We start from the raw sequence: 9,554 nt of genomic DNA on the forward strand, positions 1-9,554 counted from the left end.
TGCTGATACAGTGCGTCTGTTGCACCCCTCCCCCTACCCCCTCCCGCAAGGGGTGGGGGCGTGGATGTGGCAGATCGCGATCAAAGCTTTGAAGTAGAGCGTAGCGATCACATCAACTTAGGGGGTAGGGGGAGGGGTATTCATAAGACTCGACGAGGAAAGAAATACTCCCATGACCCCACCCGCCCTCTCCGGCATCGATCACACCCTCGTCGGCGTGCGCGATCTTGACAGCGCGCGAGCACACTGGGCGCGGTTGGGATTCACGGTGACGCCGCGCGGCCGGCATATCGGCTGGGGCACGGCCAATTACTGCGTCATGCTGGAGCGCGGCTATATCGAGTTGCTGGGCATCCTCGATCCGGCGCAGTTCACCAACAATCTCGACAAGTTCCTCGAGACCCGCGAAGGGCTGATGGGCCTGGCCTTCGCCAGCGACGATCCGGCCGCGACCAAGGCGCGGCTCGAGGCGAGGGGTCTGCATCCCGACGGACCCAAGGATCTGAAGCGCTATCTGGAGCTGCCCGAGGGCGATGTGCTGCCGGAATTCCGGTTGCTGTTCCTGCCCAAGGCCGAGACGCCCGATCTTTCGGCCTTCGTCTGCTGCCATCTGACGCCGGAGCTGGTGCGCCGGCCCGCCTGGCTCGACCACGACAACGGGGCTGTGGCGCTGCGCGGGATTACGGTCATCAGCGAGCAGCCCGACAAGAGCGCTTCCGGCTATCGCGCCTATTTCGGCGAAGATGCCGTCCGCGCGATTCCGGGTGGCGCCGAGGTCGCTTGCGGTCCCGAGAGCCTGCGTTTCGTCACGCGCGAAGGCTTCGCCGCCCTCTATCCCGGACAGGGCAGCTGGCCGCCCTTCCCGGCGCCGCTGCCGGCCGCGATGACGGTCACGGTGCGTGAGCCGTCGCGCACCATGACCCATCTCTGGAACCGCGCCATCCGCGCCGACCGCGACGGCGACCGCATCTGGGTCGCGCCGTCGGAGGCGAACGGGCTGGTGCTGGAGTTCGTGAAGGCGTGACGGAATCAGAGGAGGAGGCGATGGGCCAGAGCAGCGACGTGTATAAAATAGCCGGCGGCGAGATCGTGCTATGGCTCGATCGCCCCGGCGGGCCGATCTGCATCAAGACGGTTGAGAAGCACCATGATCCCGTCGAGATGGCCGAGCACGAAGCGGAAGAGCTTGTCGAAGTGCTGCAGAAGCTGATCGCGCAGTGCCGCTGACGGCATTCTCCTCCCATGGTCATCCCCGCGAAAGCGGGGAGGTGGATTCACGCTCCAAGTGCAACACTTGGCTCCAGAAGATTTCAGCGGGGCTGTGCCAGTCAAGGCATTTGCGGGGGTGACAGCAAAATTGAAGGCGACGTGATGATGCGAGCAGGGGAGCGAACGCGCGTTACGCCAGTCGAATGCGGCCATCCCGTCCGATCGTGACTTCCGCCCCGTCGGCCAGCGCCGCCTGCTGATCGCGCGGCACCACCAGGACCGGGATCGAGCCGTAATTCATCTCGCGGGCGACCACGACGCCGAGGCCGAGGATCGCGTCGGGCTCGGCGACGACGAGGGCCGCCGGGGCCAGGCGTTTCGCCATCAGCTCCAGCATGATGTAGCTCGACGACGATGAGCCGATCATGCCGGGCAGCACCAGCACGCGGCCCTTGAGCTCGGCCCGATGGTTGGGATGGCGCGGGTCGCTGATGCGGCCCGTGACCGGATCGACGCCGCCCCAGAAGCTGATCGGCTTGTCGAGCTTGAGCACGCGCCCGCGGGCTTCGCCCTCGACCTGGATCTTGCTGTCGAGCACCGTGGTCATGACCACAAGCCCTCGTCGCGGCTGACGCGGCCCTCGATCGCGGATTTCACGCAATCGGCGAGGCTGCCATAGACGACCTCATAGCCGGTGTTGGCGGGGGTGTAATGCGCGAACTTGCCCGAGTTGGTCATGAGCACGCCGCTCTTGCTCGGCAGGATCGGCGCCACCACCACGCAGGTATCGGCGACGACGGTCACGCCGGCCTGCTCCAACGGCTTCAGGCGACGCCGCCGTTCGAGCTCCGCCACCACATGGCGGCCGGTGCAGACGAAGAAGGGCAGACGCACATGGCGCCCGTCGATCAGATCCTCCAGCGCCTCGAACTCCTCGAGCGAGAAATGCGGGCTGCCCAGCGCCACCGCGTCGATCCGCTCGCCCTTGACGGTCGAGAGCCGGTCGCGCGCGGCGCGCAGCATGGCGGCATCGAGCCTGATGGTCTTTTCGGGCGGCTGGTTCCCCAGCGCCGCCGCGGCCGTGGGCGCCTCGGGCGTCACCCCCGCCACATGGAAGAGGCCGACGGCGCCACTGGAAGCGGCGGCGGCACCCAGCGCCTTGAGCTGGTCCTCGCTGACGAAGGGCGGCAGCCCATCGATCACGCCGATGGCGTTGCCGATCTCGGCGCCATACCAGGCGCCCAGCACCGGATAGAACACGTCGCTGGCCTTGAGTGCATGCGAGAGGCCCGAGGTATCGATCAGGATCGTGGCGCGGCGCTTCTCGGCGCGATGGAGGCCGTAGTCGGGCGCGCGGGCCACGATCGCGCAGCAGATATCGAGGAAATCGCCGTAGCGGTTGGTGCGGGCCCCCAGCACCGAATTGCAGAAGGCGACGGCGTTGCTTTCGCCCCAGGCCACCTGCTCGCCGAATTTGGGCCGGTGCCCCGCCTGGTAGGGCGAGCAGGTCCAGGTCGGCCAGCAGCCCATGGCCTCATAGGCCTTCATCAGCCGCAGCGCCATCTCATGGCGGTGGGGATCGGCTTTCACCGTCGCGGGCGTGAGGAGATCGAGCCCGCCGACATTCATGGTCGAGGGGATCGCCACGCGGGCGCCTTCGCCGACCAGCCGTTCGGCGAAATGGACGCCGCTGTCGCCGTGATAGAGGCCGCCATCGATATGGGAGGAGGTGACGGGGATGAGCCGCTCGGCGCCGAGCATCGCTCCCATCTCGGCCAGGATGCGCATCGACATCGCGGCGGCATCGCTGCCGGCGGCAATGGCTCGTTCTTCATCGGTCAATCGGACAGGCATGGGACCCGCACTCGCGAAAGGGCCGCCGATCTTAGCGGCGCGGGGCGGGGCTGTCGCGGCGGAAGGAGCGAGCTTCACCCTGAAGCAACCCCTCCCCCTACCCCCTCCCGCAAGGGGAGGGGGCGTGATCCTTTTTAGTCTCGCCCCCTCCCCCGACGGCGAAGCCGGCGAGCGGGAGGGGGTAGGGGGAGGGGTGTCGCAGGACCATTGGTCATGTCGATCGACAATCGCGCTCGAAGTTTTGAAATCGAGCGAAGCGATCATATGGAAAAGCAAAAGCCCTCTCTCCTGCCATCGGCAGAAGAGAGGGCTGAGTATCAGGAGATCCGGCGTTAGGCGTCAGAAGACACTCACACCAAGCCCTCGGCCTTGAGCGCGGCCTGGACGGCGGGGCGCTTGCCGACGCGGTCGCGGAAGGCGTTCAGGTTCTTGTAGGGCGTCATGTCGATATCGGCATGCGCCGACCAGTTGGTGATGGTGAAGAGATAGGCGTCGGCCGCCGTGTAGCTCTTGCCCATCAGATAGTCGTTGGTCGAAAAATGCTTGTCGAGCAGCGTGAACCGGTCGCCGAGCTTCTTCTTCACGATCGTCTTGAAGGAGTCGGGCGTGGCCGGGTTCCAGAGCGGCCCGAAGCCCTTATGGACCTCGCTGCTGATGAAATTGAGCCATTCCTGCTCGCGATAGCGCTCGAGCGTGCCGGCCGGGGGGATCAGCTTCGCGTCGGGCTTCTGATCGGCGATGTACTGCAACAGAACCGCCACCTCGGTCATGACCTGGCCATTGTCGAGCTGAACCGTGGGCACATAACCCTTCGGGTTGATCTTGGAGAAGTCATCGCCCTTCTCGGTCTTCTTCGTGCCGAGATCGACCTTCACGATGTCGGCCGGGAGGCCGGCCTCGCGGATCATGATGTGGGGAGCCAGCGAGCAGGCGCCGGGGCTGTAATAGAGCTTCATGGGAACCCTCTTCGGTCTGGAGAATGTCGTGGCGCCCCTGATATGTCGGGTCCGGGCGTGTTTCGCAAGACGGCACCTTCTCGAAACGCGGTCACTGCAAGGTGACCGTATTTGACGGAAAGCCCGGGAAACGGCAACCATGATGCCATGACAATCCGGAGCCATCGCGCCCTCATCGGCTTGTCACAGGATCTGTCGGAATATGGCGGCCATGAGCGAGCCCGAACGACTGTCCGATGAAGCCCTGGCGGCGTCCGCCGACGCCCTGGCCGGTGCCTTGACGCTGAAATTTCCGCAGCTCCAGGCGTTGCTGGCGGCGCATCCCGGACGGGCGGGCGGCGATCTCCTGCCCTATCTCCTGCTGGCGGAGCTTTATCGCTGGCTGACCGAACGGGCGTCGAGCGTGCGCGAGGACGATGCGGAGACCCAGGCCGTGGTTCAGCTCTGCGGCGAGCTCTTCGCCATGACCTTCGAGTATGATCCGCTGGGCGCGGCGTTCGCCAGCGAGATCATCGAGTCCATATTGTCGAGGTCGAAACCACTTTGATTCAACGCATTATAACAAAAAAGACATGTCAACGATTCTGCATCGGAATGGATTTATGACCGATACCGGCCAGCCCTCCGAAAAGCGCTATGTACCTGCCGCTTCGACAGTTGCCTTTGTGGGGGCGCTTTGCTTCAGATTCCCACAACTCCAGCCATTATTGGCCGAGCATCTCCAGGGCAATCTCGGGCAGGTCTTGCCTTACATCTTCCTTGACGACGTTCGCCGCTGGATCATGGATCGGGTCGAACAGTTTGGTGCGAGCGACAGCGAAGCGAAGGCCGTCCTCGATTTCTGCGACGAGGTTTTCGCCAAGACGGCAATTGATGATGACCTGTGCACCTTGATCGCAATCGAGATCGTGGAGTCCTTGCGGCAAGATGGCGATGCCGGCCGGAAGGTCATTGCCATGTTCGGGCCGCAGCTACGCGACGAAACCGCTCGCCAGGACAACTGGAGACCGGGACAATCATGAAGGAATGCTCATGAGCCTGAAGGACTTCGAAACGGCGATGCGGCTGATCGAGGAGAACGAGGATCAGGCGGATTTCGTCGGCCCCCGCGATGCGGCGCTGGTCGACAAGGCGGAGAAGGCGCTCGGGATCAAATTTCCGCCCAGCTATCGCGAGTTCCTGCTGCGGCTGGGGGCCGGCAGTTTCGGCGCGCTCGAGATCTATGGCGTGATCGACGACGAGTGGGAGGACTCTTCGGTTCCGGACGCCATCTGGTACACGCTCAATGAGCGCGACGAATACGATCTGCCGAAGCATCTGCTGGTCATCGCTGCCGCCGGCGACGGGCCGCTCTATTGCCTCAAGCTCGGCCAGGAGAAAGAGCCGCCGGTGATCTTCTACTCGCCCGGCCTCGAGGAAGAGGAACAGGATTCCGAGATCGCCGCGGAGGATTTCGGCGCCTTCCTGCTGGAAGGCGTGCGCGACGAACTGGATGCGTGATCGCGCGCAAGCCGCCACGGTCCCGGATCGATCACCGACGGTAACCGGTCGTTTCCGCCCGTCCGGCTCGGGGTTTACCCGGAGGAACCGCTTCCCGCCCGGTCCATTCGTCGGGCGCGGCCCCTGATTCCCCGGGGACCGTTGCTCGCTTAACCCATTATGGGCGGGTCCGTGTCATGGTTAACGGACTTTGATCCTGGGAGCCGCCGGGTCTCGGACGCGCCGGGCCCGGATCGCCTTCCAGCCAGCCTTGCCTCGGTCGCCGATGGGACGTGGTTTCCCGGATCTCGACCTGCGGTAGCGGAGAGACCGGACGTCCATGTCGCCTGCCGACGGCCCCCAGCAGACCCCGCCTCAGGACCGGATCTGGACGCGCCCGCGCTGGGGTGCGGGCACCGTGGTTCCTGCCCTCGCCGCCATCTCCTTCGCCTCGATCCTGGCGATGGGCGTGCTGTTCGCCGTCACCACCCATAACGAGACGCTGCATCACGCCGAGAACGAATGCCAGCGCATGGTGGCGGTGGGCGCCGAGCATGTCGGCCGGATCGCCGAAGAGTCCGGCCGCTGCCTGCGGGTGATCGCGCAATGGATCGAGCGCAATCCCGACGCGCCGCTCGACTCCCCCGATCTGATCGCGCTGGCCGACGTGCTCAATATCGATCCGGGCCCGTCGCGCGCCATCGCCGTGATCGATTCCACCGGCCAGGCCGTCCTGCTCGACAGTGCCATGGCCGGCCAGCGTTTCGACGTTTCCGACCGGCCCTATTTCACGATCGGACGCGATGGACCGGAGCAGACCGTCCTCTTTGCACCGCCCTTGCGCAATGCCGGTACCAACGAGATGACGATTGCCGCGCTCTACAAGATCAAGCGGGAGCGGCGGCTCTCGATCATCTCGACTGCCTTCTCGGTGGCGCGCGTCCAGGATGTGATGGCCTCGCTCCTGGCCGATTATCGCGGCAGCCTGCTGTTGCGCAATGGCGGCACACTGCTGGTCCAGGTGTTCCAGAACGGTGCGAGCGAAGAAGCCACGCCGGCGCCCCCGCAAGACGCGGCGCCGCCGATCTCGTCATCGGACCAGATCGCCTGCAGCAAGCCGGTTGCCGGCACCTCGCTGCTGGTCGAAGGCCGTCTCGACCGGCGCGCCGTGCTCCATCGCTGGTACAGGATCGTCCTCTCCTCCTCGGCCTTGATGCTGGTGGTGCTGGCGCTGGTGGTGTTCCTGTCGATCGAGCTGGCCTCGTTCTATCGGCGCCTGCGATCGAGCGAGGACAGCCTGCGCGATTCGCTGGCGCACGCGAACGAGGCCAACCAGGCCAAGACGATGTTCCTCGCCAATATGAGCCATGAGCTGCGCACGCCACTCAACGCCATCATCGGCTTCTCGGAGCTGATCGAGCGCCAGGCTTTCGGGCCGATCTCCGACCGATATCGCGCCTATGTGAGCGACATCCTACAGTCGGGCCGTCATCTGCTGAGCATCGTGAATCAGCTGCTCGACATGGCCTCGATCGAGGCCAACAAGGACCGGCTCGACCGGCGGCCGATGGATCCCAAAGGGGCGATCGAGAGCGCCGTCGCCATGATCCGCGGGACGGCGCAATCCGCCGGCGTGACGATCGAGGTCGAGACCGGCGGTCTGCCGGCACGCATGGTCTGCAACGAGCGTGCCTTCCGGCAGATCGTGGCCAACCTGGTCTCGAACGCGGTGAAGTTCTCGCCGCAAGGGACCACCGTGCGGGTCGGGGGCCGCGCCGACGGACCCGACTTCATCATCCTGACCGTCGCCGACCAGGGCATCGGCATGGCGCCCTCGGATCGGGCCAAGCTCTTCACCCCCTTCTGGCGCGGCGAGAACGTCTGGACCCGCCGCAGCGACGGGATCGGCCTGGGGCTCGCCCTGACCAAGCGCCTGATCGAGGGGTTGGGCGGGCGCATCGATGTGGAAAGCGAGGCCGGCAAGGGCAGCCGCTTCACTGTGCGGCTGCCGGTGAGCCCGCAAGCCGCGAGCGGAAAATCGGCCGCCGCCTGACGGGCGACGTCGACCTAGACGTTGAATCGGAAGTGGAAGATGTCGCCGTCCTTGACGACATAGTCCTTGCCTTCCGCGCGCATCAGGCCCTTTTCCTTGGCGCCTTGCTCGCCGTTGCAGGCGACATAATCGTCATAGGCGATGGTCTCGCCGCGGATGAAGCCGCGCTCGAAATCGGTGTGGATCACGCCGGCGGCCTGGGGCGCCTTCGCGCCGCGATAGACGGTCCAGGCGCGCGCTTCCTTGGGGCCCACCGTGAAGAAGGTGAGGAGGTCGAGGAGCTTGTAGCCGGCGCGGATGACGCGGGCGAGGCCGGGCTCGGTCAAGCCGAGGCTCGTCAGGAATTCCTCTTTCTCCGCGGGCTCGAGCTGTGCCACCTCGGCTTCGATCGCGGCCGAGATCACCACGGTCTCGGCACCCACGGCCTTGGCCATCGCGGCAACCTTGGCCGAGAACGCATTGCCCTCGGCGGCGGAGCCTTCGTCGACATTGCAGACATAGAGCACCGGCTTCGAGGTCAGAAGCTGGAGCAGCTTGAAAGTGGATTCGAGCTCCTTGGGGATCTTCGCCGTGCGGGCGGGCTTGCCGGCGCGCAAGGCGACGAGAGCGGGCTCGGCCGCATCGACCAGGGCCTTCGCTTCCTTGTCGCCGCCCTTGGCCTTTTTCGCCGCACTGTCGGCGCGCTTCTCCAGGTTCTCCAGGTCGGCCAGCATCAGCTCGGTCTCGACGATCTCGGCATCGCGGATCGGATCGACCGAGCCCTCGACGTGAGTCACTTCACCTTCGAAGCAGCGCAGCACATGCACGATCGCGTCGACCTGGCGAATATTCCCGAGGAACTGATTGCCCAGCCCTTCACCTTTGCTGGCGCCCTTCACCAGGCCGGCGATATCGACGAATTCGAGCTGGGTCGGGATGATCTTGGCCGAGCCCGCGATCTTCGCCAGCACATCGAGGCGGGGATCGGGCACCGACACGCGGCCGACATTTGGCTCGATCGTGCAGAAGGGATAGTTCGCGGCTTCCGCGGCCTGGGTCGCGGTCAGCGCGTTGAAGAGCGTCGATTTGCCGACATTGGGCAGGCCGACGATGCCGCAGGTAAAGCCCATGGAACTTGGATCCGTTGGTTCGAAGCGATGAATTCGTGAGGGAGAACGCGATCAGTCCGCGCTGCCGTTGCCATTCTCGGTGTCGTCGGTCGGCTCGCTCTTCGCCTTCTTCTCTTTCGGCGGGCGCCGGACCGGCGGGTTCAGCGTGGTGTTGACCTTGTTCAGGAAATTGTTGGGCTCGCCTCGCGCCAGGTCGCGCAGCAGCAACGGCATGGCGTCGGCGACGGCGAAACAGAACTTCTCCACCACCGGCCGTTCCTCGGGGGAGAAATCCGACAGCACATGGCGACGCACCAGATCGGGATGGCCCGGATGGTCCACGCCCATGCGCATCCGCCAATAGTCCGGCCCGATCGCGCCGTCGATCGAGCGCAGGCCGTTATGGCCGGCGGCACCGCCGCCGCGTTTCACCCGGATCTTGCCGAACACCAGCTCGATCTCGTCATGGATGACGACGATGTCCGCCGGTTCGATCTTGAAGAAGCCCGAGGCTGCCGCGACCGAGCGGCCGGAATCGTTCATGTAGGTGAGGGGACGCAAGGCCAGCACCCGCTCGCCCGCGATCTCGCCTTCCTGGAAGGATCCGTCGAACCGGCTCTTCGGCGCAGAGAAGCCATGGCGGTGGCTGATCGCAGCCACCGCCATGAAGCCGATATTGTGCCGGTTCGCGGCGTAAGAGGGGCCCGGATTGCCGAGCCCGACCAGCAATCGCATCGGGCAGGGAACTCCGGACCCTCGGGTCTTATTTCTTCTTGTCGCCGCCAGCAGGCTTCGCGCCCGCTGCCGGTTTGGCACCTGCCGCCGGCTTCGCACCTGCCGCCGGAGCCGCGCCCGCCGCGGGCTTCGCACCCGCCGCCGGACCCGCCGAACCCGGAGCCGCACCTGCGGTCGCAC

General features: G+C 65.4%; 11 protein-coding genes. 6 read left to right on the top strand and 5 right to left on the bottom strand.

Going from position 1 to position 9,554, the window contains the following annotated elements; genetic code table 11:
* Positions 1 to 172: 172 nt before the first annotated feature.
* Together ACREE8_RS25935 and ACREE8_RS25940 are read left to right on the top strand one after the other, a co-directional pair.
* Positions 173 to 1,024 (top strand): VOC family protein, encoded by an 852-nt coding sequence (locus ACREE8_RS25935; protein ID WP_431575920.1) that lies wholly within the window; start codon positions 173 to 175, stop codon positions 1,022 to 1,024.
* Between the two features lie 20 nt (positions 1,025 to 1,044).
* A complete protein-coding gene (locus tag ACREE8_RS25940; protein ID WP_431575921.1) occupies positions 1,045 to 1,227 on the top strand; it encodes a hypothetical protein in 183 nt (60 codons plus the stop codon).
* A gap of 172 nt (positions 1,228 to 1,399) precedes the next feature.
* Here ACREE8_RS25940 and ACREE8_RS25945 read toward each other — a convergent pair whose 3' ends face one another.
* The 3 genes from ACREE8_RS25945 to gstA all read right to left on the bottom strand — a co-directional run bounded on the left by ACREE8_RS25945 (position 1,400) and on the right by gstA (position 4,019).
* Positions 1,400 to 1,816 carry an aconitase X swivel domain-containing protein gene (locus ACREE8_RS25945; protein WP_431575922.1) on the bottom strand — a complete coding sequence of 139 codons (417 nt, stop codon included), beginning with the start codon at positions 1,814 to 1,816 and terminating at the stop codon, positions 1,400 to 1,402.
* On the bottom strand, positions 1,813 to 3,063 hold the full coding sequence (locus ACREE8_RS25950) for an aconitase X (protein WP_431575923.1): 1,251 nt from the start codon (positions 3,061 to 3,063) through the stop codon (positions 1,813 to 1,815). The genes ACREE8_RS25945 and ACREE8_RS25950 overlap by 4 nt, the downstream gene beginning before the upstream one ends.
* A gap of 350 nt (positions 3,064 to 3,413) precedes the next feature.
* Entirely contained in the window at positions 3,414 to 4,019 is a 606-nt protein-coding gene (gene gstA, locus ACREE8_RS25955; RefSeq protein ID WP_431575924.1) for a glutathione transferase GstA, read from the bottom strand.
* A gap of 211 nt (positions 4,020 to 4,230) precedes the next feature.
* Here gstA and ACREE8_RS25960 point away from each other — a divergent pair, with 211 nt between their 5' ends.
* The 4 genes from ACREE8_RS25960 to ACREE8_RS25975 all read left to right on the top strand — a co-directional run bounded on the left by ACREE8_RS25960 (position 4,231) and on the right by ACREE8_RS25975 (position 7,551).
* Positions 4,231 to 4,566 (top strand): hypothetical protein, encoded by a 336-nt coding sequence (locus ACREE8_RS25960; RefSeq protein ID WP_431575925.1) that lies wholly within the window; start codon positions 4,231 to 4,233, stop codon positions 4,564 to 4,566.
* 55 nt (positions 4,567 to 4,621) lie between these two features.
* Positions 4,622 to 5,041: a DUF7674 family protein gene (locus tag ACREE8_RS25965; protein WP_431575926.1), complete on the top strand. Its 420-nt coding sequence runs from the start codon at positions 4,622 to 4,624 to the stop codon at positions 5,039 to 5,041.
* A 10-nt stretch (positions 5,042 to 5,051) separates the two neighbouring features.
* Positions 5,052 to 5,519, top strand: coding sequence for an SMI1/KNR4 family protein (locus ACREE8_RS25970; RefSeq protein ID WP_431575927.1), 468 nt, complete (start codon positions 5,052 to 5,054; stop codon positions 5,517 to 5,519).
* Positions 5,520 to 5,838: 319 nt separating this feature from the next.
* A complete protein-coding gene (locus tag ACREE8_RS25975; protein ID WP_431575928.1) occupies positions 5,839 to 7,551 on the top strand; it encodes a sensor histidine kinase in 1,713 nt (570 codons plus the stop codon).
* Between the two features lie 14 nt (positions 7,552 to 7,565).
* Here the strand turns inward: ACREE8_RS25975 and ychF are convergent, their stop codons facing one another.
* The gene (gene ychF / locus ACREE8_RS25980) at positions 7,566 to 8,660 is read right to left on the bottom strand and encodes a redox-regulated ATPase YchF (RefSeq protein ID WP_431575929.1); all 1,095 of its coding nucleotides are present in this window, start codon (positions 8,658 to 8,660) and stop codon (positions 7,566 to 7,568) included.
* Positions 8,661 to 8,711: 51 nt separating this feature from the next.
* Positions 8,712 to 9,374, bottom strand: a complete 663-nt coding sequence (pth, locus tag ACREE8_RS25985; RefSeq protein ID WP_431575930.1) for an aminoacyl-tRNA hydrolase — start codon at positions 9,372 to 9,374, stop codon at positions 8,712 to 8,714.
* Positions 9,375 to 9,554 lie beyond the last annotated feature (180 nt).

The organism is Hypericibacter sp., assembly GCF_050729195.1.
Taxonomy (GTDB): Bacteria; Pseudomonadota; Alphaproteobacteria; order Dongiales; family Dongiaceae; genus Hypericibacter.